General features: G+C 71.4%; 21 protein-coding genes, 1 pseudogene and 1 riboswitch. Of the genes and pseudogenes, 14 read left to right on the plus strand and 8 right to left on the minus strand.

The window, feature by feature from the left end:
* Window positions 1-47: 47 nt before the first annotated feature.
* Entirely contained in the window at window positions 48-1,046 is a 999-nt protein-coding gene (locus tag ACWD5D_RS00210; RefSeq protein WP_451370505.1) for a TAXI family TRAP transporter solute-binding subunit, read from the minus strand.
* A 107-nt stretch (window positions 1,047-1,153) separates the two neighbouring features.
* Here ACWD5D_RS00210 and ACWD5D_RS00215 point away from each other — a divergent pair, with 107 nt between their 5' ends.
* Window positions 1,154-1,558, plus strand: coding sequence for a pyrophosphohydrolase domain-containing protein (locus ACWD5D_RS00215; RefSeq protein WP_451370506.1), 405 nt, complete (start codon window positions 1,154-1,156; stop codon window positions 1,556-1,558).
* 3 nt (window positions 1,559-1,561) lie between these two features.
* Here the strand turns inward: ACWD5D_RS00215 and ACWD5D_RS00220 are convergent, their stop codons facing one another.
* From ACWD5D_RS00220 to ACWD5D_RS00230, 3 genes are all read right to left on the minus strand, one after another.
* Window positions 1,562-3,016, minus strand: coding sequence for a hypothetical protein (locus tag ACWD5D_RS00220; RefSeq protein WP_451370507.1), 1,455 nt, complete (start codon window positions 3,014-3,016; stop codon window positions 1,562-1,564).
* A 260-nt stretch (window positions 3,017-3,276) separates the two neighbouring features.
* On the minus strand, window positions 3,277-3,735 hold the full coding sequence (locus ACWD5D_RS00225) for a MarR family winged helix-turn-helix transcriptional regulator (RefSeq protein WP_451370508.1): 459 nt from the start codon (window positions 3,733-3,735) through the stop codon (window positions 3,277-3,279).
* 53 nt (window positions 3,736-3,788) lie between these two features.
* A complete protein-coding gene (locus tag ACWD5D_RS00230) occupies window positions 3,789-4,148 on the minus strand; it encodes a DUF6204 family protein (RefSeq protein WP_451370509.1) in 360 nt (119 codons plus the stop codon).
* 137 nt (window positions 4,149-4,285) lie between these two features.
* Window positions 4,286-4,436, plus strand: a riboswitch (cobalamin riboswitch).
* 35 nt (window positions 4,437-4,471) lie between these two features.
* Between ACWD5D_RS00230 and ACWD5D_RS00235 the strand changes: the two genes are divergently transcribed.
* Together ACWD5D_RS00235 and ACWD5D_RS00240 are read left to right on the plus strand one after the other, a co-directional pair.
* Complete coding sequence (locus ACWD5D_RS00235; protein ID WP_451370510.1) at window positions 4,472-4,693, plus strand: CbtB domain-containing protein; 222 nt, start codon at window positions 4,472-4,474, stop codon at window positions 4,691-4,693.
* Window positions 4,694-4,714: 21 nt separating this feature from the next.
* A complete protein-coding gene (locus ACWD5D_RS00240) occupies window positions 4,715-5,473 on the plus strand; it encodes a CbtA family protein (RefSeq protein ID WP_451370511.1) in 759 nt (252 codons plus the stop codon).
* A 118-nt stretch (window positions 5,474-5,591) separates the two neighbouring features.
* Here ACWD5D_RS00240 and ACWD5D_RS00245 read toward each other — a convergent pair whose 3' ends face one another.
* A complete protein-coding gene (locus tag ACWD5D_RS00245; protein WP_451370512.1) occupies window positions 5,592-6,176 on the minus strand; it encodes a histidine phosphatase family protein in 585 nt (194 codons plus the stop codon).
* A gap of 287 nt (window positions 6,177-6,463) precedes the next feature.
* Between ACWD5D_RS00245 and ACWD5D_RS00250 the strand changes: the two genes are divergently transcribed.
* The 3 genes from ACWD5D_RS00250 (at window position 6,464) to ACWD5D_RS00260 (ending at window position 9,783) form a co-directional block, all read left to right on the plus strand.
* A complete protein-coding gene (locus tag ACWD5D_RS00250) occupies window positions 6,464-7,213 on the plus strand; it encodes a PP2C family protein-serine/threonine phosphatase (RefSeq protein ID WP_451370513.1) in 750 nt (249 codons plus the stop codon).
* A 109-nt stretch (window positions 7,214-7,322) separates the two neighbouring features.
* On the plus strand, window positions 7,323-8,849 hold the full coding sequence (miaB, locus tag ACWD5D_RS00255) for a tRNA (N6-isopentenyl adenosine(37)-C2)-methylthiotransferase MiaB (RefSeq protein WP_451370514.1): 1,527 nt from the start codon (window positions 7,323-7,325) through the stop codon (window positions 8,847-8,849).
* Window positions 8,850-9,069: 220 nt separating this feature from the next.
* Window positions 9,070-9,783 carry a class III extradiol dioxygenase subunit B-like domain-containing protein gene (locus ACWD5D_RS00260; RefSeq protein WP_451370515.1) on the plus strand — a complete coding sequence of 238 codons (714 nt, stop codon included), beginning with the start codon at window positions 9,070-9,072 and terminating at the stop codon, window positions 9,781-9,783.
* Between the two features lie 262 nt (window positions 9,784-10,045).
* Here ACWD5D_RS00260 and ACWD5D_RS00265 read toward each other — a convergent pair whose 3' ends face one another.
* On the minus strand, window positions 10,046-10,324 hold the full coding sequence (locus tag ACWD5D_RS00265) for an antitoxin (protein WP_451370516.1): 279 nt from the start codon (window positions 10,322-10,324) through the stop codon (window positions 10,046-10,048).
* 459 nt (window positions 10,325-10,783) lie between these two features.
* On the opposite strand from ACWD5D_RS00265, the gene miaA reads away from it, so the two are divergent.
* The 6 genes from miaA (at window position 10,784) to hflX (ending at window position 19,690) form a co-directional block, all read left to right on the plus strand.
* The gene (gene miaA / locus ACWD5D_RS00270; RefSeq protein ID WP_451370517.1) at window positions 10,784-11,722 is read left to right on the plus strand and encodes a tRNA (adenosine(37)-N6)-dimethylallyltransferase MiaA; all 939 of its coding nucleotides are present in this window, start codon (window positions 10,784-10,786) and stop codon (window positions 11,720-11,722) included.
* Between the two features lie 101 nt (window positions 11,723-11,823).
* Window positions 11,824-12,453 carry a hypothetical protein gene (locus ACWD5D_RS00275; RefSeq protein ID WP_451370518.1) on the plus strand — a complete coding sequence of 210 codons (630 nt, stop codon included), beginning with the start codon at window positions 11,824-11,826 and terminating at the stop codon, window positions 12,451-12,453.
* Window positions 12,454-12,641: 188 nt separating this feature from the next.
* Complete coding sequence (gene dapF, locus ACWD5D_RS00280; protein WP_451370519.1) at window positions 12,642-13,511, plus strand: diaminopimelate epimerase; 870 nt, start codon at window positions 12,642-12,644, stop codon at window positions 13,509-13,511.
* 295 nt (window positions 13,512-13,806) lie between these two features.
* Window positions 13,807-16,104 (plus strand): RelA/SpoT family protein, encoded by a 2,298-nt coding sequence (locus ACWD5D_RS00285; RefSeq protein WP_451370520.1) that lies wholly within the window; start codon window positions 13,807-13,809, stop codon window positions 16,102-16,104.
* A 240-nt stretch (window positions 16,105-16,344) separates the two neighbouring features.
* Window positions 16,345-18,015, plus strand: coding sequence for a M1 family metallopeptidase (locus ACWD5D_RS00290; RefSeq protein ID WP_451370521.1), 1,671 nt, complete (start codon window positions 16,345-16,347; stop codon window positions 18,013-18,015).
* A gap of 181 nt (window positions 18,016-18,196) precedes the next feature.
* Window positions 18,197-19,690 (plus strand): GTPase HflX, encoded by a 1,494-nt coding sequence (hflX, locus tag ACWD5D_RS00295; RefSeq protein WP_451370522.1) that lies wholly within the window; start codon window positions 18,197-18,199, stop codon window positions 19,688-19,690.
* Window positions 19,691-19,846: 156 nt separating this feature from the next.
* Here the strand turns inward: hflX and ACWD5D_RS00300 are convergent.
* Window positions 19,847-20,407 (minus strand): annotated as a pseudogene (locus ACWD5D_RS00300) (hypothetical protein); the annotation flags it as partial.
* Between the two features lie 56 nt (window positions 20,408-20,463).
* Window positions 20,464-21,696, minus strand: a complete 1,233-nt coding sequence (locus tag ACWD5D_RS00305) for a trypsin-like serine peptidase (protein ID WP_451370523.1) — start codon at window positions 21,694-21,696, stop codon at window positions 20,464-20,466.
* Window positions 21,697-21,983: 287 nt separating this feature from the next.
* On the opposite strand from ACWD5D_RS00305, the gene ACWD5D_RS00310 reads away from it, so the two are divergent.
* Together ACWD5D_RS00310 and ACWD5D_RS00315 are read left to right on the plus strand one after the other, a co-directional pair.
* Window positions 21,984-23,456 (plus strand): diaminobutyrate--2-oxoglutarate transaminase family protein, encoded by a 1,473-nt coding sequence (locus ACWD5D_RS00310; RefSeq protein WP_451370524.1) that lies wholly within the window; start codon window positions 21,984-21,986, stop codon window positions 23,454-23,456.
* Between the two features lie 259 nt (window positions 23,457-23,715).
* A complete protein-coding gene (locus ACWD5D_RS00315) occupies window positions 23,716-25,662 on the plus strand; it encodes an IucA/IucC family protein (RefSeq protein WP_451370525.1) in 1,947 nt (648 codons plus the stop codon).
* The last annotated feature ends 30 nt before the right edge of the window (window positions 25,663-25,692 follow it).

Genomic DNA, 25,692 nt, shown 5'->3' on the forward strand with positions numbered 1-25,692 from the left:
GGAACGGCCCGGGGGGGGAGGCTCAGGCCCAGGGGCAAGAGGCGCCTCTAGGGCTTCACCGACCGGTAGTAGCGCCTGGCCCCCTCGTGCAGCATCAGCGGGTCGGTGTAGATCGCCGTGCGCAGGTCGACCAGCTGCGCGGAGTGGACGTGCGCGCCGATGTCGTCGCGGCTCTTGAGCACCGTGCGGGTCACCCACTCGGTGAGCCGCGGATCCATGTCCTTGCGGGTCATCAGCAGGTTGGAGACAGCGATCGTCGGCACTGCGGAGCCGTGCTGCACGGACGAGTACGCCGACTCGGGGATGGTGGTGGCCCGGTAGTAACGCGCCGCCTCGCCGTCGGCGTGCAGCCGGGTGACGAGGTCATCGCCGATCGGCACGAACTTGAAGGCGGACTTCTCGGCCAGCCCGACCAGGCCCTTCGTGGGCAGCCCGCCGGACCAGAAGAAGGCGTCGATCCGGCCCTGCCGCAGCCGTCCGGGCCCCGTGTCTATGCCCTCGGAGACGGGGGTGATGTCCTTCTGGGGGTCGATGCCCGCGGCCCTCAGCACCCGGTTCGCGATCAGTCGCACCCCGGAGTTCGGCAACCCGGTGGCCACCCGCTTGTGCCGCAGATCCGCCACGCTGGAGATCTTGGATCCGGTCGGCACGACGAGCTGTACATAGTCGTCGTAGAGCCGGGCCACGCCGCGCAGCCGGGCCATGCCGTCCGGGTGCCGCAGACCGTACGTCTCCACCGCGTCGGCCGCGGCGATGGTGAAGTCGGCCTCCCTGTCCGCGAGCCGCTGGACGTTCTCCTGTGAACCCGCGCTGTTCAGCAGCTTCACCGTCAGGCCGGGCATGTCCCTGCCCAGCTCAGTGCGCAGCCGCTCGCCGTACTCCTGGTAGACCCCTCGGGGTGTGCCCGTGCTGAAGACGATCGTTCCCGTCGGCGGCTTCTCGCCCAGGGGCACCAACCACCACAGCAGCAGGCCGAGGGCGACGACGCCGACGGCCGAGCCGCGCAGCGCACGGCGCCGGCCTGGGGAGGAGAGCACCTGGGACATGCGGGCGATCCTGCCAGGCCTGCCCGGGGCTGGCCAGGGCCGAGGCCACTCCGCGGACCTGTGGACAACTCTGAGGCGCTGTCAGCGTCGGCGGCTACAGTCGCCGTATGAGCACTTCCCCCGCCCACCTCGTCCGTGAGTTCCACCTCGCCTTCGGCCTCGACGCCCGCAGCAGGCCGGAAGAGGTGTCGCCCGGCCTGGCCGCGCACCGCGGGGAGCTGCTCGCCGAGGAGGCCGCGGAGGTCGCCGAGGTGGCGGTCGAGGGCCCGCTGGACCGGCTCGCCCACGAACTGGCGGACGTGGTGTACGTGGCGTACGGCACGGCGCTGGTCCACGGCATCGACCTCGACGAGGTGATCGCCGAGATCCACCGCGCCAACATGAGCAAACTCGGCCCCGACGGCCAGGTCGCCCGCCGCTCTGACGGCAAGGTCCTCAAGGGGGAGCATTACCGGGCACCGGACGTGTCGGCCGTCCTGCGCCGCCAGGGCTGGATACCTGACGGCGCCTGAGGGCTACTCCCCCAGTGAGCCGTCCGCCAGTTTCCACTCGCGGTGCAGGGAGCCCAGCGGGACGCTCCGCTCCAGCACCGGTGTGCCGAAGAGCGACAGCTGGAGCCGCAGGGTGCCCGACAGATCGACGCCGCCGTACACCTCCCAGACGCCATGCGCCGTCGCAGGGGTGTCGGTGGAGGCGGTGACCGTACCGGAGCCTTCACCGCGCAGATACGGAGCAAGATCCGCGGTGACGCCGACGCTGCCGTAGAGGCCGACCGAGGCCTCGGCGCCGAGGGCCGTTGTCACCTTCCCGCCGGTGGTCAGGGAGGCCCGTACCGGCGCACTCGTCATGTCGGCGGAGCTGACCGGTGACCACCCCTGGGCCGCGCCGAAGGTGCCGCCGGCCTTGAAGCCACCCTTGATGGCCTGCTCCACGTCGACGGTGACGTGCCCGTCGCCGTTGATCTGGACATAGCAGGTCAGGTCGAGGTTGACGACCACGGGGACCGCGCCTACCTGGAGCACGGGGTCGGCGTGCAGCTTGGCGAACGGGATCCGCAGCGGGGCGGCGGTGGCCGCCGCGCGGCCCTTCACCGCCCAGCCGGAGGTCCAGTCGCCGGACACGCCCAGGTACGCCGAGCTCGGCGCGGCGTCGGTGCCCGTGCCGTCGTAGGTGAAGTCGACCTGCGGGGCCACCTGCACGAACCCGGACACCGAGGCGGTGGCCGAGGCAGGGGCGTCCTCGGACGTCGGCACCGTGGCGCCGACGTCGAGCCGGAGGCTGCCGAGCGGCACTGTGGCGCCCTTGGGTCCGACGTGCACGTCACCCGCCTTGGACCAGGAGACCTTCACGTCGGGCAGCAGCTTGTCAACGGCGAAGGATGAGGGGTTGACCGGCACGGTGCCCTTGGCCGTGTCGTCGCCCAACACGGCGTTGAGGTCGGCCGGTTCGGTCTGCACCTCCGTGCCCTGGTCCGATTCGCCGATCACCTTGGTGACCCGGGCCAGCAGTCCGTCGGGTGCGCCGGGCGCCGGGGCGCTGGCGATGACGTCGCCCACGGCGGCCCCGTGAGGCGCGGCCGGGGAGGCGGAGGGGGCGGCGGAGGATGGAGAGGAAGGGGATGAAGGGGAGGAAGGGGAGGAAGGAGAGATGGGCGAAGTCGTTTTTCCGGCACCGCCGTTGGCGATGACGGCACGCCGGCTGCGGCTGTCGTACGAGCTGACGGTCAGCGTGGTCTTGTGCGCCCGCGTACCCGAGCCGGCCGGGCCTGCGGTGGCGGTCGCGGCCGCGTCGGGGGCCGCCGCGACGGTGAGCGAGTGGTTCTGGCCGGCGGCGTGGCCGTCGGTGGCCCGGATCTCTTTGCCGTGCCCTGCCGCGGCCCGCTCGGTATGCGGTGCGGGCGAGGAACAGCCGGCGGCGACGAGGAGAGTGGTCACGGCGAAGGCGGGCAGCAGGGCACGCCTGTGCCTCATGGGTCTGCGCAAGGTCAGTCCTGTGTGGAGTGGGGGGTGGCGAAGAAACACCACAGGCCCGTGGCGGGCGAAGAATGACCACAGGCCCGGCTACCGTGAGGTAGAACCGGTCGGTAACTCAGTGGTGAGGCATGAGCATGCCATGCCTGCGCGCACGTACCCCTCACAATCCGATCACATCTCAACGTGACCTGAAACACGGCGAGTTCAGGTCATCTTGTGGCCGGATTCCGAATGCGGCAGGGGATCGCGGCAGGGGATCATCGGGGCGGGCCACCGAGGCCGGGCAGACCAGTGCCGCCGAGGCGGGTCAGCAGGGTGGAGAGCAGTCCGATGTCCCCCTCGCCCCAGGGTGGTGCGGTGAAGAACTCGGCGGCGGTCTCCTCGGCCGTGCGCCGCATCTCCGTCAGCAGTCGCCGTCCGGTGTCGGTCAGCGAGGCGTAGGCCACGCGCGCGTCACGGGCGTCAGCCTCGCGGGTCACCAGTCCGATCCGCTCCAGGGGCGCCAGCCCTCGGGTCACCCCGGAGGCGGTCAGCCCCAGTGCCTCGGCCAGATCGACTCTGCGCATCCGGCCGCCCGGCGCCTGGCCGAGCCGCAGCAGCAGCGTGAAGTCGGCCAGGCTCACCCCGTGCAGCCCACCCAGGCTCGCGTCGAAGCGCCGTACGAGTGCGGCCTGCGCCCGCATCAGCCGCAACGACGCGTCCAGCGCGTCAGTCATTGCCGGTCATTTCCCGCTCCTCGATTCATTGCCTACTCCTTGAGTACTCAAGTTTATGCGCCCCTGATGCGCGCGTTGCGTCGCTGCCGCTTCCCCAGGGGCGCCTGCGAGAGGTCCTCGGCGCTGGAGCGGAGGTTCTTGAAGCCGTAGCCACGCTCGGTCAGCCACGCCTTCGCCGCCTCCTCGGCCCGTTCCGTCGCCTCCAGGATGTCCTCCTCTTCCTCCCCGGTGTCCGAGAAGCGGAAGACGAAGGCCGGCCGGGCGGCGATGTCGTAGCTGAGATGCCCTTCGGGCGTGTAGGCGGAGTGCAGCACGTCGTGCTCGGCGGCGTCGGCCAGCAACTCGGCCCGCTGCGCGTCGCCGAGGTCGTCGAAGGCGCCGCGGACGGTGATACGGAAGGTACGAGTACTCATCCCGCGACCTTAGGCAGAGCGTGCGTCGCGGCTCCACCGGGTTTCCGGCACCGGACGGCCCGCCTGCCGCCCGATGGGTCACCGACGGGTCACTGGCGCGAGAGCAAGATCGCGTCAGTTGGTGCGGTCTTGGCCATGCACTCGTCACGCGGTACGGTCTGTCCGATATCGACGACGGTACGACGGAAGCCGGTGAGAGCCCGGCACGGTCGCGCCACTGTGTGCGAGGCGCCCTCCAAGGGGGGTGTTTCGTGAGTCAGACCCGTGGCCGTCGTCCTGTGCACCACCGAGATGGGACGCGAACTCCCAGAGGAGGTCCTGCCATGGCGCAGACCGTCGCCCAGCCGACAGCCACCACCCCCGTCGTACCCGCCACGCTGCCGCTGAAGACCATCGCCCCGTGGGCGGTCTTCTTCGGTGTCCTGATGCTGGTCCTGCTGTACTTCGTCGGCGCCGAGCAGGGCGCCACCTCCGTGTTCAACGGCACGGATGTTCACGAGTGGCTGCACGACGGCCGCCACCTGCTCGGTTTCCCCTGCCACTGAGCCGGGGACGCCGCACCCGTCATGAACTCCGCAACGGTAAGAAATCTGCTCGTGCGGGGCATGCTCGCCGGCCTCGGTGCCGGCGTGCTCGCCCTCGGCGTCGCGTACTTCCTCGGTGAGCCGAACATCGACAGCGCGATCGGCTTCGAGGAAGCCCATGCCCACGCCCACGAGCACGAGATGGAAGTCGTCTCGCGTTCCCTGCAGTCCACCGCCGGTCTCGCCACCGGTGTCCTGGTCTACGGAGTCGCCTTCGGCGGCGTCGCCGCGCTCGCCTTCTGCGTCGCGCTCGGCCGCGTGGGCCGCTTCTCCCCGCGGGCGACCGCGCTGCTGCTGTCCGGCTGCGCTCTGCTCGCCGTCTACGTCGTGCCGTTCCTGAAGTACCCGGCCAACCCGCCGTCGGTCGGAGACCCCGACACCATCGGCAAGCGGACCGGCCTGTACTTCCTGATGATGCTGCTCAGCGTGCTGCTCGCGGTCGCCGCCACCATCCTGGGCAAGCGGCTCGCACCCCGGCTGGGCACCTGGTACGCCACCGTCGTCGCGGTGGCCGGCTTCCTCCTGGTGATCGGTCTGGCCTACGCCTTCCTTCCGGCCGTCAACGAGGTGCCGAAGGAATTCCCGGCCACCCTGCTGTGGCGGTTCCGGCTGTCGGCCCTGGCCGTCCAGGCCGTCCTCTGGGGCGGTTTCGGCCTGCTCTTCGGCGAGTTGGCCGAACGACTGCTGAACCCGAAGCCCGCGACCTCCGCGTCGGGGCGGGCGGTGCCGGCCGCGCACTGACCTTCAGGACATGAGAGAGGGCCCTCGGGGACGGATGACCGTCCGGGGGCCTTTTCACGCTCTCGGGGAACCGGCGCAGGCGCTCGTCGCCACCGGGACGGGACGCTCCGGGCACCCGTCATACGACGTCCTTCGACGCGGCGAGGACGTGCCCCACCCGCATGTTCCAGCGCCCGGACCGGCCGGTGAACTCCGTTGCCGTGAGCGGCGGGACGTCGACGCGCCAGAACGCGGACGCGGGTGCTCCCAACACGTGCGCCACCACAGCCCGTACGACCTCCGGCTCCACCACGGCGACCGTCCCTCCGTCGCCCGACCCCGCCGCTTCCCACCAACGGACGACCCGCGCGCACAACTCCCGTACCGATTCCCCGCCATGCGGTGCGGCGTCCGGGTCGGCCAGCCAGCGAGCCACCGATTCGGGCTCTTCGGCACCGACCTCCTCCAGCGTCCGCCCGCGCCACCGGCCGACGTCCAGGCCCGAGAGATCCGGCTGCTCCGAGGCGTCGAGGCCGAGTGCCGAGGCCGTCTCCCGGCAGCGCACGCTGGGGGAGGCGAAGGCGCGCCCGGCGGCGCGCAGGGACGTCGCCGCCGATCCGGCCCGCACAGCCGCACTGTCCTCGATCGAGTCACCGTCGTCGAAGCGGGCACGCCGCAGCGATGGTGTGATCGCCGGGGAGATGAGGGTGACACGGCTGGTCACGCGGTTGCTCCTTGTGGTTCGGCCGGGGTGGGCGCCGGAGCCGAGTCCGGACGACCGGCTCTGTGCGACCGGCTCTGTGCGATCGGGTTTGTGCGGACGGGTTTGTACGGACGGGTCTGTACGAACGGGTCCGTGGGATCGGATCCGCACGGCTGCGTCTGCGTCCGTACGAAGGTACGCCCGGCCCGGAGACCAGGGAGCACCGCGCCGGAGGGAACGGCCTCCCGGTTCCGCCTACGCTTGAGGTGTCCGGCGGTGCGTCCCATGCCGGAAGTCGGTGACGTTCCATGCGGTACGTGTCGGTGAGTGCGCTCAGCCATCCCGGGCTGCTCCGCGAACGGAACGAGGACAGCCTGGTGGTCGGGCCGTGGACCCTGTGCGCCACGGCGACGGAGAATCCGCAGACTCTGGTCTTCCCGATCGGGACACCCCTGGTGGTCGCCGTCGCCGACGGGCTCGGCGGGCATCCCGGCGGCGATGTGGCCAGCGCGCTGGTCGTGCGCCGTATCGCGTCGGTCGGCCCCGTTCTGAGCAGCGATGACGCTGTGCGCGACGCCCTGAACGCCTGCAACCGCGCCGTGTACGAGGCCGCCGGCGGCGAGGCGGGAGGTGCGTTCGCGGCCATGGGGACGACGGTCGCCGGTGCCGTCGTGAAGCCGGGTTCGCTGCTGGTGTTCAACGTGGGTGACAGCCGGGTCCTGAAGGCCTGCGACGACGGGCTCCGCCAGGTCAGCGTCGACGACAGCCCCCCGCTCGCTCCAGGGCAGCGCACCACGTCCATCGTCACCCAGTGCCTGGGCGGCACGCGCGCGTACCGGGCCGTCCGCCCCCATCTGACAGCCGAGCCCCTCTCGCCAGGCGCCCGCTACCTCATCTGCACCGACGGCCTGACCGATCCTGTGCCGCCGGAAGCGCTCGACGAGGTGATGCGGGAGCCCAACGACGGCCGGGCGGCCTTCCTGCTGTGGAAGGCCGCCATCGAGGCGGGCGGCCCCGACAACATCACGCTGGCGCTCCTGCGTATCGCGGACGAGTAGGGGTGCCGGACCTGGGGAGACGCCCGGCGATCCCCGTGCGAAGGACCGGCGTAGCGGGCCGTGTGAGCGCGGGGACGGGGCCCGTCGGGGACCGCCTACCCTTTAAGGCATGACCAGCAGCAGCGACCGGAGCCCCGCAGTGGACGTTCAGGCACCCAAGACCTACGAAGTTCGTACCTACGGGTGCCAGATGAACGTCCATGATTCCGAGCGATTGTCCGGGCTGCTCGAAGAGGCCGGGTACGTGCGCGCGCCCGAGGGCTCGGACGGGGACGCGGACGTCGTCGTGTTCAACACGTGCGCCGTGCGCGAGAACGCAGACAACCGGCTCTACGGCAACCTCGGCCGGCTCGCGCCGAAGAAGGCCTCCCGGCCCGGCATGCAGATCGCGGTCGGCGGCTGCCTCGCGCAGAAGGACCAGGACACCATCGTGAAGAAGGCGCCCTGGGTGGACGTCGTCTTCGGCACGCACAACATCGGCAAACTGCCCGTCCTGCTGGAACGCGCGCGCGTCCAGGAGGAGGCGCAGGTCGAGATCGCCGAGTCGCTGGAGGCGTTCCCGTCGACGCTGCCGACCCGGCGCGAGAGCGCGTACGCGGCCTGGGTGTCGATCTCCGTCGGCTGCAACAACACGTGCACCTTCTGCATCGTCCCGGCGCTGCGCGGCAAGGAGAAGGACCGCCGCACCGGCGACATCCTCGCCGAGATCGAGGCCCTGGTCGGCGAAGGCGTCTCCGAGATCACGCTGCTCGGCCAGAACGTGAACGCGTACGGCTCCGACATCGGCGACCGCGAGGCCTTCAGCAAGCTCCTGCGCGCCTGCGGAAAGATCGAGGGCCTGGAGCGCGTCCGCTTCACCTCCCCGCATCCGCGCGACTTCACCGACGACGTCATCGCCGCGATGGCCGAGACGCCGAACGTGATGCCGCAGCTGCACATGCCGCTCCAGTCCGGTTCGGACACCGTGCTGAAGGCGATGCGCCGCTCCTACCGGCAGGAGCGTTACCTCGGGATCATCGAGAAGGTGCGGGCCGCCATCCCGCACGCGGCGATCACGACCGACATCATCGTGGGCTTCCCGGGCGAGACCGAGGAGGACTTCGAGCAGACCCTGCACGTGGCGCGCGAGGCCCGCTTCGCGCAGGCCTTCACCTTCCAGTACTCCAAGCGGCCCGGCACCCCGGCCGCCACCATGGAGAACCAGATCCCCAAGGAGGTCGTCCAGGCACGGTACGAGCGCCTCGTCGCCGTCCAGGAGGAGATCTCCTGGGAGGAGAACAAGAAGCAGGTCGGCCGCACCCTGGAGCTGATGGTCGCCGAGGGCGAGGGCCGCAAGGACGGCGCCACGCACCGCCTCTCCGGTCGCGCCCCCGACAACCGCCTCGTCCACTTCACCAAGCCCGACCAGGAAGTGCGTCCCGGCGACGTCGTCACGGTCGAGATCACCTACGCCGCCCCGCACCACCTCCTCGCCGAGGGCCCCGTCCTCGCCGTCCGCCGCACGCGCGCGGGCGACGCCTGGGAGAAGCGGAACGCGGCCGAGGCCGCCAAGCCGGCGGGCGTCATGCTCGGCCTGCCGAAGATCGGCGTCCCGGAGCCGCTACCGGCCGCGCAGAGCGCCTGCGGCTGCGACTGAGGTTCAGGGGGGCGCGGCCGAGGATCTTGCCACGCGGCCAGGTTTCCGGGGCGCGTCCGAGGTTCGGGGGCGCGTCCGAGGTTCCGGAAGTCGTCCGGAGCCCCGGGCGTGACCGACGCGCGTGATCGCGGCACCCGAGCACGTCGGGCGATGATCGATCCGGCCGACGTGCTCCGCACGCACTGACATTCGGCCCCCGCGCGGCGTTACGCTGCCGATCATGCTTGTCGCCGCCGCAGTCTGCCCCTGCCCCCCGCTGCTCGTGCCCGAGGTCGCCTCGGGCGCCGCGCCCGAGCTGGACGCCGCGCGCGCGGCGTGCACCGACGCGCTCGGTGTGCTCGCCGCCGCCCGCCCGGACCGGCTCGTGGTCGTCGGCCCCGCCGAGCCGAGCGGGCGCGGCCGGCACCCGCAGGGGACCCCGGGATCGTTCCGTGGCTTCGGCGTCGACGTGGGCGTACGGCTCGGTACCCCCACGGACGCCGTGCCCGACCGCGAGCTGCCGTCGTCGCTGGCCGTCGGGGCCTGGTTGCTGGAGCGCACCGGCTGGGCGGACGCGCCGATCGAGGGGCTCGGCGTCGGAGAGCCCCTCGAGCCCGAGCGGTGCCTCGAGACCGGCCGGGAGATCGCCGCCCGGGCCGGACGTGTGGCCCTGCTGGTGATGGGGGACGCCAGCGCGTGTCGCACGCTCAAGGCGCCGGGATACCTCGACGAGCGGGCGGAACCCTTCGACGCACAGGTCGCACGTGCGCTGGGGGCGGCGGACGTGGCGGCCGTCGCGGCACTGGACGCCGAGCTGGCCCACGAGCTGAAGGTGTCCGGCCGCGCGCCCTGGCAGGTGCTCGCAGGAGCCGCCGAGGGCGCGGACCTCGGCGGCGCTCTGCTGTACGACGACGCGCCGTACGGCGTGGGGTACCTGGTCGCGACCTGGTCCTAGGCGCCGGGTGTGTCCAGACGGGTGTGCTCAGGCAGGCGCGGTGCGGCAGGAGGGTGAGGCATCCGATCCGCACCTGATCGGGAGCCGACGTCCGGACGTGAGACAACGGCGGACGGCCAGGAGGAGTAGCACCCCCTGGCCGTCCGCCGATTCGCGCGCCGTGGCGCCACTACTGTCCGCCGACGGGTGCGCCGTCGCACTCCGCTGCCGTCCGTCGATCCGCGCGCTCCCAGGAAGCGCGGGCCGCGGTTCCGCGTGCGGTTCAGGAGGCCGGGGGCGGCGGGCCCTCGGGCTGCTGCGTGGGGGCGGTGGCGTCGCCGGGGTGCGGACCCTCCTTGTGCGCCAGACGGTCCATCGCCTCCTTCGCCTTGTCCGTTCCGGCGTGGATCTTCTCGCTGTACTTGCCCTTGGTCCGCTCGTCGACAGCCTGGGCGGCCTTGTCGAGGCCGTGCGTCACCTTGTCGCCGTGCTGGCGCGCGAGGTCCGACACCTTGTCCCTGGCCGGGCCGAGCTTGGCCTTCATGTTGTCCATCAGACCCATGGTCCACCTTCCCTCGCGGGACAGTCATGTGCGGGCGTCCGCACCGGACTCGCTGTCGGCGGCCTCGTCCGCGGACTTCCTCCCGGGGACCGGGTCCTCGGCCGTGTCGGCCCCGGCGGTCACCGACTCCGCCACGACGTCGTCACGCCCGTCCCCGGGCCGGGCCTCTCGCCTCCGCGACCCCGGCCGCCTTCTCCTCCGCCTCGGCCCCGGCCCGCATCTCGGCGGCCGGTGCCTCCCGTGTCTTCTACCTGCCGAGGAGCCCTGCAAAACGCCCATATTCACTCCATACGTTACTCGTGCGGACGAAATCCCGCGTCACGCGGTGCGCCCGATCGCGTCACCCCGGTCACCGCCTCCGGCAGCGGCGGCCACACCGCGCCACGGGCGGTGTCCCGGTATGGGTGCGGTCGGGTAACTCGTTCGAGGAGCGGGCGTGAGGTTTGCGAAACTGGTGCGGTGAGCAGTGCATCCCTCGCCCCCCGTGTCATCGCCGTCGTCGGACCCACCGCGGCCGGAAAGTCCGATCTCGGCGTCTTCCTGGCCCAGCAGCTCGGAGGCGAGGTCGTCAACGCCGACTCCATGCAGCTGTACCGGGGGATGGACATCGGCACCGCCAAACTGACGCCCGAGGAGCGCGGCGGCGTGCCGCACCACCTGCTGGACATCTGGGACGTGACGGTCACCGCCTCCGTCGCCGAGTACCAGAAGCTGGCCCGCGCCCGGATCGACGCCCTGCTCGCCGAGGGCCGCTGGCCGATCCTGGTGGGCGGCTCCGGGCTGTACGTGCGCGGAGCGGTCGACAACCTGGAGTTCCCCGGAACCGACCCCGAGGTCAGGGCGCGTCTGGAGGAGGAGCTGGCGCTGCGCGGCTCGGGCGCCCTGCACGCGCGCCTGGCCGCCGCCGACCCCGGGGCCGCTCACGCGATCCTGCCCAGCAACGGCCGCCGTATCGTCCGGGCCCTCGAGGTCATCGAGATCACCGGTCAGCCCTTCACGGCCAACCTCCCCGGTCACGACTCCTTCTACGACACCGCCCAGATCGGCGTCGACGTCGCCCGCCCCGAACTCGACGAGCGGATCGCGCTCCGGGTCGACCGGATGTGGGAGGCGGGGCTCGTGGACGAGGTGCGCGCCCTGGAGGCCCAGGGGCTGCGTGAGGGGCGTACGGCATCACGCGCGCTCGGCTACCAGCAGGTGCTCGCGGCGCTCGCCGGGGAGTGCACGGAAGAGGAGGCGCGCGCCGAGACCGTACGCGCCACCAAGCGCTTCGCGCGCCGCCAGGATTCCTGGTTCCGGCGCGACCCGCGGGTCCACTGGCTGAGCGGGGCCGCGGAGGACCGCGCGGCACTTCCGGGACTCGCCCTGGCGTTGGTCGAACGACCGGTTACAGCCTGATCACGTCATGGCATCGGGATGCGCCGCCGGTCATCGAGGCCTCTGACACCGTGCCATCATCGAGCTTCGATCGACCAGTGGAGTCCTAGTTGGGAGGGCGCGTGGCGATGGAGGCCGGCCCTCGCGACACCGCACAGAGCACCGAGCATGTCACCACCGACGGTGACGGCTCGCAGCAGGACGAGGACCGTCTGATCGAGGATCGTCTCTCCGGCGAGCGCCTCTCCGGTGAACGTGTTTCCGGTGAGCGTCTGATCGAGGACGGCTTCGCCGAGGACCGCTTCGGTGAAGATCGTCTCCCCGAGGACCGGCTGACCGACGACGGGCCCGACGAGGTCTCCGGCGGGGTGACCGCCGACGGACCGGAGCCCGAGGAGATGTACGCGGGCGGACCGGAGGTCGAGGTCGAGCTGCGCCCGCAGCGGCGGCTGCGCATCTGGCAGCTCGCGCCCATCGTGGGCCTGGCCTCGGTCGGCTCTCTGATGTTCGCCTTCCCGCTCGCCTTCGACTTCGGGGACAGCGGCGCGGTCATCGCCATGCTGGGCCTGCTGATCTGCTCCTGCGCCGCCGGCTGGGGCATGATGGCCGCCCGCCGCGTGGGCTACACCTGGCCGGGCCTGCCGGCCCGCGGCTCGGGCCGCCGCCCGGACTGGCGGGTCGCCCTCGGGTATGTCCTGCTGGTGGCCGTGGTGGTCGTTCTCGCCGTCTGGCGCGTCGCAAGGCTCCGCTGAAGCCCCCCCGGGAGCGCGGGAAACCGTGCGCCCCTCCACGGACCCGCACCGATCCACGGGCCGACAGTCATCCACAGGCCGACGTCGGTCCGCATTCCCGCACTGATCCACGGGCCGGCACTCGTCCACAGGCCCGCACTGATCCACAGGCCCCCAGCGGAGCGCCCCCGCTCCCGTACGATCGAGGAATGAGCACGCGGATCGCCTTCCTCAAGGGTCACGGCACCGAGAACGACTTCGTGATCGTCCCTGACCCCGAGAACACCCTCGACCTCACGCCCGCCGCCGTCGCCGCCCTGTGCGACCGCCGCGCCGGCATCGGCGCCGACGGGGTGCTGCACGTCGTGCGGTCCGCCGCGCACCCGGAGGCCAAGGGGATGGCCGGCGAAGCGGACTGGTTCATGGACTACCGCAACGCCGACGGCTCGGTCTCCGAGATGTGCGGCAACGGAGTGCGTGTGTTCGCGCGCTACCTCCAGCAGGCGGGACATGTGGCCGAGGGGGACACCGCGATCGCCACCCGCGGGGGTGTGAAGTCCGTGCACATCGCCAAGAACGGTGAGATCACCGTCGGCATGGGCCGCGCCCGCCTCCCCGAGGGGGACGTGACGGTGAACGTCGGCGAGCGCAACTGGCCCGCGCGCAACGTGAACATGGGAAACCCGCACGCGGTCGCCTTCGTGGACGACCTCGCGCACGCCGGTGACCTGTACTCCCCGCCGCCGTTCAGCCCGCCCTCGGCCTACCCCGACGGCGTGAACGTCGAGTTCGTCGTCGACCGCGGCCCCCGCCACGTCGCGATGCGCGTACACGAGCGCGGATCCGGCGAAACCCGCTCCTGCGGCACGGGCGCGTGCGCCGTCGCCGTGGCCACCGCCCGGCGCGACGGCGCCGACCCGGCCGTCACCGGCACCCCGGTGACGTACACCGTGGACGTGCTCGGCGGACGCCTCGTCATCACCGAACACCCCGACGGGGAGATCGAGATGACGGGACCGGCCGTGATCGTCGCCGAGGGAGAGATCGACAGCGAGTGGCTGGAAAGCACGCTCCGCTGATCTGAGAGAACCGGGGCGACGGCGGCTCCGGACCCCCAGGTCCAGCGTGTCCGGGCGGCCGGGGCCGATCGAAAGCGCGGCCGAACGGCGGTCTGAGGCAGGGCAGGTGGCGTAAAACCTAAACCTCCTCCTCGTCGCTCGAATGGGTGATCCGTTTCACGCTCGGCGGGAGGCGGTCGGTCGCACGTGGTGGGCTCGGTAGCATCAAGCACCGGCACGGACGGGGGAAAGTCGCCTTCCCTGAGCCGTGTATGCCCTGGGGCCCCGTCCGCCGGTCCACGAGCCGGAGGTGCCCATGAGTGCGGAGGCCACGAACCCCGCGAGTCCTGGCCCGGTAGCGCCCACAGCTTCCACGGCGCCGACCGTGCCCACGGCGGTCCGCAGGAAGTCCCGGCCGCGCATCGACCTGCGCCGGCTCGGACGGGCCGCGCTGCTGGGCCCCACGACGCGCGGGAAGCTGCCCGACGCCATCGGCCACGTCGTCGAGGTGCACCGCGCCCACCACCCCGACGCGGATCTCGAACCCCTGCGCCGCGCCTACGTCCTCGCGGAGTCCTCGCACCGCGGCCAGATGCGCAAGAGCGGGGAGCCGTACATCACGCACCCACTGGCCGTGACCCTCATCCTGGCCGAACTCGGCGCCGAGACGACCACCTTGACGGCCTCTCTGCTCCACGACACGGTCGAAGACACCGAGGTGACGCTGGACCAGGTGCGGGAACAGTTCGGCGAGGAGGTTCGCTATCTCGTCGACGGTGTGACGAAACTCGAGAAGGTCGGCTACGGGGCCGCCGCCGAACCCGAGACCTTCCGCAAGATGCTCGTCGCCACCGGCAGCGACGTGCGCGTGATGTCGATCAAACTCGCCGACCGCCTCCACAACATGCGCACCCTCGGCGTGATGCGCCCCGAGAAACAGGCGCGGATCGCCAAGGTCACCCGCGACGTCCTCATCCCGCTCGCCGAACGCCTCGGCGTGCAGGCCCTGAAGACCGAGCTGGAGGACCTCGTCTTCGCCATCCTGCACCCCGAGGAGTACGAGCACACCAGGGAACTCATCGCCGCGAACACGGCCCACCCCGACGACACCCTCGGGGAGATCGCCGACGAGGTCCGAGGGGTTCTGCGCGAGGCGGACATCCCCGCCGAAGTCCTCATCCGCCCGCGCCACTTCGTCTCCGTCCACCGCGTCGCCCGCAAGCGTGGCGAACTGCGCGGCGCCGACTTCGGCCGCCTGCTGGTGCTCGTGAACGAGGACGCGGACTGCTACGGCGTCCTCGGCGAGCTCCACACCTGTATGACCCCGGTCGTCTCGGAGTTCAAGGACTTCATCGCCGTACCGAAGTTCAACCTGTACCAGTCACTCCACACCGCCGTGGCCCGCGCGGACGGACAGGTCGCCGAGGTCCTCATCCGCACCCACCAGATGCACAAGGTCGCCGAGGCCGGCGTGATCGCCCTCGGCAACCCCTACGCGCCTCCCGCCGAGGACCAGTCACAGACCGCCGACGGCGAGCGCGCCGACCCCACCCGCCCGGGCTGGCTCTCCCGCCTCCTCGACTGGCAGCAGGCGGCCCCCGACCCCGACACCTTCTGGTCCACCCTGCGCGAGGACCTCGCCCAGGACCGTGAGATCACCGTCTTCCGGCCCGACGGCGGCACCCTGGGTCTGCCCGAGGGAGCCACGTGCGTGGACGCGGCGTACGCCCAGTACGGCGAGGACGCCCACGCCTGTATCGGCGCCCGCGTCAACGGCCGCCTCGCGACCCTCAGCACCGTCCTCAGGGACGGCGACACCGTCCAGCTCCTCATGGGGCAGGACCCGGCCTCCGAGCCCTCCCGCGAATGGCTGGAGCACGCCCACACGCCCGCCGCGCGCATCGCCATCCAGCGGTGGCTGGCCACACACCCCGGCGACATCGCTTCCGGTGCCCGCCCGGCGGACGGTGGAGCGGCCACGGCCGCCACCGGCCACACCATGGAGGGCGCGGGCCCGTCGCAGGACGCACCCTCCGCACGCCCCACGAACAGTGCGCCGACCGCGCGCCCCGCGCGCAAGGCCTCCGCCACACGTCCCGGAAACCGTGCGGACCACGCCCCCTCCGGACACCCGGCGAGCAGAGCCCCCGCGGCCCGCCCGCGCGGTGCCGACGTCCTCGTGGACGCGCCCGGAGCCGTCGTACGGCTCGCCGGGTGCTGTACTCCCGTACCGCCCGACGAGATCACCGGCTTCGCGGTACGCGGGGGAGCGGTGACCGTCCACCGCGCGGGGTGCGCGACAGCGGCGCACATGAAGAGCCTGGGGCGCGCGGAGATCGACGTGCGCTGGGGGGACACCGCCGAGTGCCGGGTCACCCTCGTCGCTGAATCGTTCGGCCGCCCCCACCTCCTCGCCGACCTCACCGAGGCGATCGCACTGGAAGGCGCCGAGATCGTCTCCGCGACCGTGGAACCGCCCAGCCAGCAGCGGGTACGCCACACATACACCCTCCAGCTCCCGGACGCGGCCCACCTCCCGGTCCTCATGCGCGCGATGCGCGACGTTCCCGGGGTGTACGACGTGAGTCGGGCCCAGGCACCGACGACGACCTGAGCACCGGGGCGAGCGCCGGCAGCGTGCCGCCCGCTTCGGAAAGTGCCGAAGCGGGCTCCACCGGATCCTCAGGACTCGCCGGATCCTCAGGACTCGCCGGGCCCACCAGACCGACCAGATCCTCCAGTCCCTCCGTGCCTTCCCGGCCTTCCTGGAAACGGCTCCCCGCGGCCAACTCGTTCGGGTGGGCCGGGCGCGCGTCGCCGCCGCAGGGGGCGGGGGCGCTGGTAGCGGTGGTGCATGCTGCTCACCCCCCGTACGCGCCCCAGCGCCGGCCCGCGCGCGACCTCGCTGCCGGGTGCCACCACACCCCGGCCTTTCCGACGGTCCCTCCGGCTCCGGAAGGCGGCCCTGCTCGCCTCCGCCGTCAGCGTCTGCCTCCTCGCCGCAAGCGCATCCGCCGAACCCCTGGGTGTCGGCGACCGGCTCTTCCCGTATCTGGGCAACCCGGGCTACGACGTGGCGTCGTACGACCTGTCCTTCACCTACCCGGGCACCAACGACAAGCCGCTGCAGGCCGTCACGACCATCTACGCCCGGACCACCACCGAGCTGGACCGCATCAACCTCGACTTCGCGCACGGCACGGTCGAGTCCGTCGATGTCGACGGCCGCCCCGCCGGCTTCACCAGCGCCGACGAGGATCTGGTCGTCACACCGGACAAGCCGCTCCACCTGGGCACCTGGACCCGGATCACCGTGCGGCACACCAGCAACCCCGTCGCGGCCAAGAACGAGGAAGGCGGCTGGGTGCGCACCTCCGACGGTCTTGCCATGGCGAACCAGGCCGACGCCGCCCACCTGGTCTTCCCGTGCAACGACCACCCGTCCGACAAGGCGATGTTCACCTTCCGGATCACCGCGCCGAAGGACTACACGGCCGTCGCCAACGGTCTGCCGGCCGGGGCGGACCGGAGCGGTGACACCACCACCTGGACCTACCGCTCCGAGCACCCCATGGCCACCGAACTCGCCCAGGTGTCCATCGGCCGTTCCGACGTCCTGCACCGCCGGGGCCCGCACGGGCTGCCGGTCCGGGACGTCGTCCCCAGCGCGGACCGCAAGGCGCTCGAACCCTGGCTCGCGAAGACGCCCGACCAGATCGCCTGGATGGAGAGCAAGGTCGGCCCCTTCCCGTTCGAGACCTACGGCGTGCTCATGGCCCAGGCCTCCACAGGGTTCGAGCTGGAGACGCAGACCCTCTCCCTCTTCGAGAAGGGCCTGTTCACCGAGCCCGCCTACCCCAAGTGGTACCTCGAGTCGATCATGGTGCACGAGCTGTCACACCAGTGGTTCGGCGACAGCGTCAGCCCTCGGACCTGGTCCGACGTCTGGCTGAACGAGGGGCACGCGACCTGGTACGAGGCCCTCTACTCGGAGGAGAAGGCGAACCGGCCGATGGAGGACCGGATGAAGGCCGCCTACAGCGCCTCCGACCGATGGCGCGCCTCCGGTGGTCCGCCCGCCGAGCCCAAGGTGCCCGCCCCCGGCCAGAAGATCAGCATCTTCCGCCCCAGCATCTACGACGGAGCCGCCCTGGTGCTGTACGCCCTTCGCCAGGAGATCGGCCGGCCTGCCTTCGAACGGCTGGAGAAGGCATGGGTCCAGGACCATCGGGACTCCACCGCCACCACCGCCGACTTCGTCCGCCTCGCCTCGGCCATCGGTGGCCGAGACCTGACCGGCTTCTTCCAGGCCTGGCTCTACGGCGAGAAGACCCCGCCGATGCCCGGCCACCGCGACTGGAAGTCCACGGAGCCGGCGAAAACAGCGAAGAAGGCCACGAAGGCCAAGAAGGTCAATGCGGCCAAGTCGGCCAAGTCGGCCAAGTCGGCGAAGTCTGCCGGGGCGGGCGGGGCCACCAAGTCAGGCAAGGACACCAAGGCGGCCGCGGAGCGCACGACGCGATGACCCGCCCGATCAGGGCTCTGCCCCGCGATAACACGGTGACGAGACGAGCCGTGCCGTGCGACCATCTCCGGGTCGGCGCGGCACGGGACACGGGAATCTCCCGGGGTACTCGTGCGTTGTCATACATGACCGCCGATGTCACGAACGCCGAATCGGCCCCCCCCAACGACGTAAGGATCCAATGACCTCCTCTTCTTCCCCTTCCCAGGACACCAAGCGCCTCGCGCACGACTACCCCGAGGGCCTTCGGGCCGATGCCCTGATGGAAGAGGACGTCGCCTGGAGCCATGAGATCGACGGGGAGCGTGACGGCGAACAGTTCGACCGCTCCGAGCGTGCGGCCCTGCGACGCGTCGTCGGCCTCTCCACCGAGCTGGAGGACGTCACCGAGGTCGAGTACCGGCAGCTCCGCCTGGAGCGTGTCGTACTCGTCGGCGTGTGGACCACGGGCACCTCCGAGGACGCGGACAACTCCCTCGCCGAGCTGGCCGCCCTCGCCGAGACGGCGGGTGCGCTGGTGCTCGACGGTGTCATCCAGCGCCGCGACAAGCCGGACGCGGCCACCTACATCGGCTCCGGCAAGGCCCTGGAGCTGCGTGACATCGTCATCGAGACGGGCGCCGACACGGTCATCTGCGACGGTGAGCTCAGCCCCGGCCAGCTGATCCAGCTCGAGGACGTCGTCAAGGTCAAGGTCATCGACCGTACGGCCCTGATCCTGGACATCTTCGCCCAGCACGCCAAGTCCCGAGAGGGCAAGGCGCAGGTCTCGCTCGCGCAGATGCAGTACATGCTGCCGAGGCTCCGAGGCTGGGGTCAGTCGCTGTCCCGCCAGATGGGCGGCGGCAAGGGCGGCGGCCTCGCCACCCGTGGTCCCGGTGAGACCAAGATCGAGACTGACCGGCGCCGGATCCGCGAGAAGATGGCGAAGATGCGCCGGGAGATCGCGGACATGAAGACCGGCCGCGAGATCAAGCGCCAGGAGCGCCGTCGCAACAAGGTGCCGTCCGTCGCCATCGCGGGCTACACCAACGCCGGCAAGTCCTCGCTGCTCAACCGCCTCACGGGCGCCGGCGTCCTGGTCGAGAACGCCCTGTTCGCGACCCTGGACCCGACCGTCCGCCGCGCGGAGACCCCGAGCGGCCGCCTGTACACCCTCGCGGACACCGTCGGCTTCGTCCGGCATCTGCCGCACCACCTGGTCGAGGCGTTCCGCTCCACCATGGAGGAGGTCGGTGACGCCGACCTGATCCTGCACGTGGTGGACGGCTCGCACCCGATCCCGGAGGAGCAGCTTGCCGCCGTGCGCGAGGTGATCCGGGACGTCGGCGCCACCGACGTGCCCGAGATCGTCGTGATCAACAAGGCGGACGCGGCCGACCCGCTGGTCCTCCAGCGGCTGCTGCGGGTGGAGAAGCGCTCCATCGCGGTCTCGGCCCGCACCGGGCAGGGCATCGAGGAACTGCTCGCGCTGATCGACAACGATCTGCCCCGCCCCTCGGTCGAGATCGAGGCGCTCGTTCCGTACACGCACGGCAAGCTCGTCGCCCGCGCCCACACCGAGGGCGAGGTGCTCTCCGAGGAGCACACCGCGGAGGGCACGCTGCTCAAGGTCCGGGTGCACGAGGAACTGGCGGCGGACCTGGCGCCGTACGTCCCCGCGTCATCGGTCTGACCTGTCGACGATCCGGCCCTCCGAGGGTTCGCCCCTTTGGAGGGCTCGGCTCTTCGAGGGCCCGAGCGCGCGGGGCCCGGCCCCGCACAACTCGTACGACAGGAAGGCCCGCCACCCTCTCCCGGGTGGCGGGCCTTCCTCATGCTGGCGGCGCCGTCACTGACCGCCGTAGGTCTTGCTCATGTTCTGGTAGAGCGACTCGGCCTCCTTGCCGAGCTGCGGGCCGGCCAGCCAGGTGTTGGTGACCGGGCCGATCGAGGTGTTCGACACCAGCTCGGTCTTGCCGTTCACCACCCGGAACCAACCACCGCCGGCGGAGCCGCCGGTCATCGTGCAGCCGATGCGGTACATCGTCGGCAGCGTCGGGTTCAGCGACAGCCGGCCCGGCCGGTCGAGGCACTTGAACATCTTCAGCCCGTTGTAGGGCGGTGCCGCCGGGTAGCCCCAGGCGCCCATCGTGTCGACCTCGGTGGCGGACGGCGCCGAGAAGTCGACGTCCAGCGCCTTGCCGACCGTCTCCTCCAGGGACTTCGAGCCGGACTCGGGCTTCACGTGCAGCACCGCGTAGTCGTACGCCGCGCCGTCACCGCCCGTCTCCGAGCCGCCCTGGATCCACTCGTTCGAGGTCGAGGCCAAGTTCGCCCACCAGGCGCCGTACGGGGCGATCTCGGAGGACGGTGCGTTCGACAGCCCGAACTCGGACTTGCCGAGGTCTGAAGGTTCCTGTGAGAGACCTGGCCGCCGCCCGTCACCCTGCCGTGTGCGCGGGTCCGCTACTGACCGGCGAACTGCTTGCTGACCGAGTCGTACACGCCCTTGGCCACCGGACCCAGTCGCGGACCGGCCAGCCAGCCCGCGGACACCGGGCCGATCGAGGTGTTGGACACCAGGGCGGGCCTGCCGTCCGAGCCCGTCTCCACCCAACCGCCGCCGGAGGAACCGCCGGTCATCGTGCAGCCGATGCGGTACATCGTCGGGTCGGTCTTGTTGAGCGACAGCCTGCCCGGCTTGTCCTGGCACTGGTACAACAGCTGACCGTCGTACGGCGGCGCGGCCGGGTAGCCGCTCGCCGTGATGCTCTCCACCTGCGGCACGGCCGGGGCGTTGAAGTTCACCGGAAGCGCACCGCCGACGGTCTCCTCCAGCGACCTGCCGGCGTTGCCCTGCTCCGGGGTCACATGGATCACGGCGAAGTCGTACGACGCACCGTTGCCGCCGGTCTGGCCACCCTGGTCGATCCACTGCTGCGAGGTCTTGGCCGCGTTCGCCCACCAGACGCCGTACGGGGCGATCTGGTCCCGGCCGGCCTTGTTCAGCTTGTCGGTCGACATGGCCTGATTGTTGTACGACGGCACGAAGGCGATGTTGCGGTACCAGCCGCCCTTCTTGCCGGCGTGCACACAGTGGCCCGCCGTCCAGATGAGGTTGGACTTGCCCGGGTGCGCCGGGTCCGCCACGACTGTCGCCGAGCAGACCATCGTGCCCTCGGGGGAGTCGAAGAACACCTTCCCCGACGTGGCCGCGTTGGTGTGGTACGGCGACTTCGCCGCCTGCGCCTTCACCGCCGCCGGAGTCGGGTCCGTCACCCCCTGGTCACCGGAGATGTCGTTCTCGTCGACGCCCTTGTCCTTGTCCGGGTCGTTGGCGCCGCGCATCCGGTCCGGGTCCCACAGACCCTTGATGATCGGGTTGACGAAGTCGTTGGCCTCGCGCAGCCAGTCGTCCTTGTTCCAGTTCTTCCAGGCGCCGTCCTTCCACTTGTCGATGTCGATCCCGTGCTCCTTGAGCTTCTGCCTGATGTCGGCCGGGATCTGGACCTTTCCGTCGCCGGCCGCGGTCGCGGTGGCGCTCGGCTTGCCGTCGGCGTTGTCGTCACCGTCGCCGTTGCACGCGGTGGCGGTCAGCGCCAGCGCCGAGACGAGGGCGACCGTCGCCAGCACGGGGGAGGTTCTGCGGGGCGCGCCCCTCCCGCGGCGGACGGTGAACGACGGCCGTATGGATCGCATGGTCTTTATTCCCCCTGATGTGAAGGTACTTGGTGCTTCAGGCCGACACCGGCACGGAACTCGTGGAGAACTCACACCGGTCCCGCGGCCGGCTGGAACGAGATCTCACACTATGCGTTCGTCGTGGGGGACTTTCGATGGAAGGGCAACGGTTCCGTCACGGCAAGGATCTTGAGGCAACCCGTAACCACCAGGCCGGTGCGGGGTTGGTAGCGGTGGGGATCCTGATGCCTGTCTCCGGGCCCCGCCCATCAACTCGCCTGTGAACAGCGGGAGGACAGCGAGCCGTGGCCGTGACCGAGTCGGTGGCTGAAGGCGCCCACAGGGAAGCCCGTGCCGTGCACGAGGGGATTCTCAGACGCCAGTCGGCGCGTGAATCCGCGGCACGGACCTATGCGCGGGCCCTGCCCATCGTGCCCGTACGGGCGCGCGGCCTGACCATCGAGGGCGCCGACGGCCGCCGCTACCTGGACTGCCTCTCCGGCGCCGGAGCGCTCGCCCTCGGCCACAACCACCCCGTGGTGCTGGAGGCCATCCGCAAGGTCCTCGACTCGGGTGCCCCGCTCTCGGTGCTCGACCTGGCGACTCCGGTCAAGGACGCCTTCATCACCGAGCTGTTCCGCACCCTGCCACCCGGACTCGCCGACCGGGCCCGAGTCCAGTTCTGCGGACCGGCCGGCACCGACGCCGTCGAGGCCGCCTTCAAGCTGGTCCGGGCCGCGACCGGGCGCACGGGCATCCTCGCCTTCACCGGCGCGTACCACGGCATGACCGCCGACGCCCTGGCCGCCTCCGGCGGCGCCACCGACGTACGGTTCGCCCGCCTGCCCTATCCCCAGGACTACCGCTGCCCCTTCGGTGTCGGCGGCGCACGCGGCGCCGAACTCGCCGCCCGCTGGACGGAGTCCCTCCTCGACGACCCGAAGTCGGGCGTGCCACTGGCCGCCGGGATGATCCTCGAACCCGTCCAGGGCGAGGGCGGGGTGAACCCGGCGCCGGACGACTGGCTGCGGCGCATGCGGCAGCTCACGGCCGACCGGTCCGTCCCGCTGATCGCCGACGAGATCCAGACCGGAGTCGGCCGCACCGGGGCCTTCTGGGCGGTCGAGCACAGCGGAGTGATCCCCGACGTCATGGTCCTGTCCAAGGCCATCGGCGGCAGCCTCCCGCTGGCCGCGGTCGTCTACCACGAGGATCTCGACGTCTGGCGCCCCGGCGCCCACGCGGGAACCTTCCGCGGCAACCAGCTCGCCATGGCCGCGGGCACCGCCACCCTGGCCCACGTCCGCGAGAACGGGCTCGCCGAGCGCGCTGCCGAGCTCGGCTCCCGCATGCTCTCCCAGCTGCGCACACTCAAGAACGCGTTCGCCTGCGTGGGAGACGTCCGAGGCCGCGGACTGATGATCGGTGTCGAGCTGGTGGACCCGGAGAGCGAAGAGACCGGACGGGGTGAGTCTCCCCGTGCCGACACTCGACAGGCCGGGCAGCCCGGGGCGGACGGCGCCCGAGCTCCCCGTCCCGCAGCCCCCGAACTCGCCGCCGCCGTCCAACGGGAGTGCCTCCACCGTGGCCTGATCGTCGAACTCGGCGGCCGCCACCAAAGTGTCGTACGCCTCCTCCCACCCCTCACGATCAGCGATGAGCAGGCGGCGGCTGTGCTGGACCGCCTGACCGACGCGGTGGCAGCGGCGGCCCGCCACCACCAGGACCACGACCGCCTGCAGCGACGACACGACGGGCCGGCCGAACGCGCCGGCTGACACCCGCGAAAAGGGCGCCCCGCCATGGTGGTGCACCGGACGACGCCCTCGGCCGCGGCCGACCATGCCGTGCCGACCACCCTCACGCCACATCTCCCTCGCCCCTCCTTCCAGCACGTCCCGACGGACGGCACCGATATCCGCCCCTCCGCCGAGACTGCCCCCTCGGCGCCACCGAGGCGCTCCACCACCGTGGAAACGACGACCGAACCGACGACGCCCCCCCACAACACCCCCGGCCAACACCCGAGGAGCCGCCTTGAACGCCACCCCCGCACCCGACGGCCGCTCCGGCACCCCCGACGAAACCGGGGACCCCGGCGCCCCGCCGGCCCCCGCGCCGCGCGCCGAGTCGGTTCCCCCGCAAAAGAGACGGCAGCCGGACGCCACGCGAGGAGGAGAGTCCGGCGCCGACCCGCTGGAGGACGCGGACCCGCACACCGCCGCGCAGGCCGCCGCGGTCGAGAACCTCCTGCGCTGCTGGGTCCGCGAGACCGACCTCGCCGCCCCGGCCACCAGCACGCTCCGCATCCGTTTGTCTGCCAGCGGCACCGCACTGCTCGCACCCGTCCGCTACTGGTCCCCGACGGGCTGGCACCGCTTCGGACCACCACGTCTCGCCGACGCCCCCGAGAAGACGGCTCCCGTCGACGCCGTCACCCTCGCCGCACTGCTCTCCAGGGAGACGCCCCGATCCGAGGACGCCCCGACTCCGTTGCCGCAGTCCACCGGCGCCGACGGCACCGACCTCGTCGCCAGGGTCGCGGACTCGCAACGCCGCACCGCGACCTTCCTCCATGACCGCCGAGCGCACCCCGCCGACGGCCCGGACCTCTTTCTCAGCGCCGAACAGGCCCTGCTCCTCGGACACCCCCTGCACCCGACCCCGAAGAGCCGCGAAGGTCTCACCGACACCGAATTCCGGCAGTACTCACCGGAGTTGCGTGGTTCCTTTCCCCTGCACTGGCTGGCTGTCGCTCCCTCCCTGCTCGCGACCGACTCGGCCTGGACCGAGCGCGGCCGTCCCGTCACCGCGCAGTACCTCACCCGCCAACTCGCCGGGACCGCCCTGCCCCTGGCCGACGGGTACGCCGCCGTTCCCCTGCACCCCTGGCAGGCGCGCGACGCGCGACACCGCCCGGCGGTCGCCCGCCTGCTCGACTCCGGCCTCGTCCGCGACATCGGCCCCCTGGGCTCTCCCTGGCATCCCACCTCCTCCGTCCGAACCGTCCACCGAAGCGGTGCTCGCGCCATGCTCAAGCTGTCGCTGGGCCTGCGCATCACCAACTCCCGTCGCGAGAACCTGCGCAAGGAACTCCACCGCGGAGTCGAGGTGCACCGCCTGCTGCGCACCGGCCTGGCCAAGGAGTGGCAGGCCGTCCACCCCGGGTTCGACATCGTCCGCGACCCGGCGTGGCTCGCCGTCGACGACCCGGACGGCCTTCCCGTGCCCGGACTCGACGTCGTGATCAGGCACAACCCGTTCGTCCCGGCCGACGACGTCAGCTGCGTCGCCGGGCTCGTCTCGCCCCGCCCGCTCACCGCACCGGTCACCGACTCCGGTCCGGAGCAGGGCCCTTGGCATCTGCGGTCCCGCTTGGCCCGGCTCGTAGCCCACCTCGTCACCCGCACCGGCCGGTCCGCCGGAGCCGTGGCCACGGAGTGGTTCCTGCGCTATCTCGAGCAGGTCGTCCGCCCCGTGCTGTGGCTCGACAGCGAGGCCGGAATCGCCCTCGAGGCGCATCAGCAGAACACGCTGCTCCTGCTCGACCGCGACGGCTGGCCCGCCGGCGGCCGCTACCGCGACAACCAGGGCTACTACTTCCGCGAGTCCCGACGAGCCGACCTCGACGCCCGGCTGCCCGGGATCGGCGAGCACAGCGACACCTTCGTCTCCGACGAGGTCACGGACGAACGCTTCGCGTACTACCTCGCCATCAACAACGTGTTCGGCCTGATCGGCGCGTTCGGTTCCCAGCACCTTGCCGACGAGCGGCTGCTCCTCGCGGCCTTCCGCCGCTTCCTCGCCGACGTCGCCACAGGACCCGCCCCGCTGCGTACCTCCCTGTCGGCCCACCTGCTCGACTCACCCGTCCTGCGCTGCAAGGCCAACCTGCTGACCCGGCTGCACGGCCTCGACGAACTCGTCGGCCCGGTCGACACCCAGTCGGTCTACGTCACCATCGCCAACCCCCTTCTTGCCTGAACGAACCGCACCGTCATCCACCGCCTTCCA

The sequence above is a fragment of the Streptomyces sp. NPDC002520 genome (assembly GCF_053595235.1).

What these genes read in the sequence shown, in the direction of transcription:
- ACWD5D_RS00210 (WP_451370505.1), bottom strand. Translation starts at nt 1,046, where the DNA reads ATGTCCCAGGTGCTCTCCTCCCCAGGCCGGCGCCGTGCGCTGCGCGGC.
- ACWD5D_RS00240 (WP_451370511.1), top strand. Translation starts at nt 4,715, where the DNA reads ATGAACTCCGCAACGGTAAGAAATCTGCTCGTGCGGGGCATGCTCGCC.
- ACWD5D_RS00285 (WP_451370520.1), top strand. Translation starts at nt 13,807, where the DNA reads ATGAGTGCGGAGGCCACGAACCCCGCGAGTCCTGGCCCGGTAGCGCCC.
- ACWD5D_RS00225 (WP_451370508.1), bottom strand. Translation starts at nt 3,735, where the DNA reads ATGACTGACGCGCTGGACGCGTCGTTGCGGCTGATGCGGGCGCAGGCC.
- ACWD5D_RS00305 (WP_451370523.1), bottom strand. Translation starts at nt 21,696, where the DNA reads ATGCGATCCATACGGCCGTCGTTCACCGTCCGCCGCGGGAGGGGCGCG.
- ACWD5D_RS00260 (WP_451370515.1), top strand. Translation starts at nt 9,070, where the DNA reads ATGCTTGTCGCCGCCGCAGTCTGCCCCTGCCCCCCGCTGCTCGTGCCC.
- ACWD5D_RS00290 (WP_451370521.1), top strand. Translation starts at nt 16,345, where the DNA reads ATGCTGCTCACCCCCCGTACGCGCCCCAGCGCCGGCCCGCGCGCGACC.
- dapF (WP_451370519.1), top strand. Translation starts at nt 12,642, where the DNA reads ATGAGCACGCGGATCGCCTTCCTCAAGGGTCACGGCACCGAGAACGAC.
- ACWD5D_RS00235 (WP_451370510.1), top strand. Translation starts at nt 4,472, where the DNA reads ATGGCGCAGACCGTCGCCCAGCCGACAGCCACCACCCCCGTCGTACCC.
- ACWD5D_RS00265 (WP_451370516.1), bottom strand. Translation starts at nt 10,324, where the DNA reads ATGGGTCTGATGGACAACATGAAGGCCAAGCTCGGCCCGGCCAGGGAC.
- miaB (WP_451370514.1), top strand. Translation starts at nt 7,323, where the DNA reads ATGACCAGCAGCAGCGACCGGAGCCCCGCAGTGGACGTTCAGGCACCC.
- ACWD5D_RS00230 (WP_451370509.1), bottom strand. Translation starts at nt 4,148, where the DNA reads ATGAGTACTCGTACCTTCCGTATCACCGTCCGCGGCGCCTTCGACGAC.
- ACWD5D_RS00220 (WP_451370507.1), bottom strand. Translation starts at nt 3,016, where the DNA reads ATGAGGCACAGGCGTGCCCTGCTGCCCGCCTTCGCCGTGACCACTCTC.
- hflX (WP_451370522.1), top strand. Translation starts at nt 18,197, where the DNA reads ATGACCTCCTCTTCTTCCCCTTCCCAGGACACCAAGCGCCTCGCGCAC.
- ACWD5D_RS00215 (WP_451370506.1), top strand. Translation starts at nt 1,154, where the DNA reads ATGAGCACTTCCCCCGCCCACCTCGTCCGTGAGTTCCACCTCGCCTTC.
- ACWD5D_RS00250 (WP_451370513.1), top strand. Translation starts at nt 6,464, where the DNA reads ATGCGGTACGTGTCGGTGAGTGCGCTCAGCCATCCCGGGCTGCTCCGC.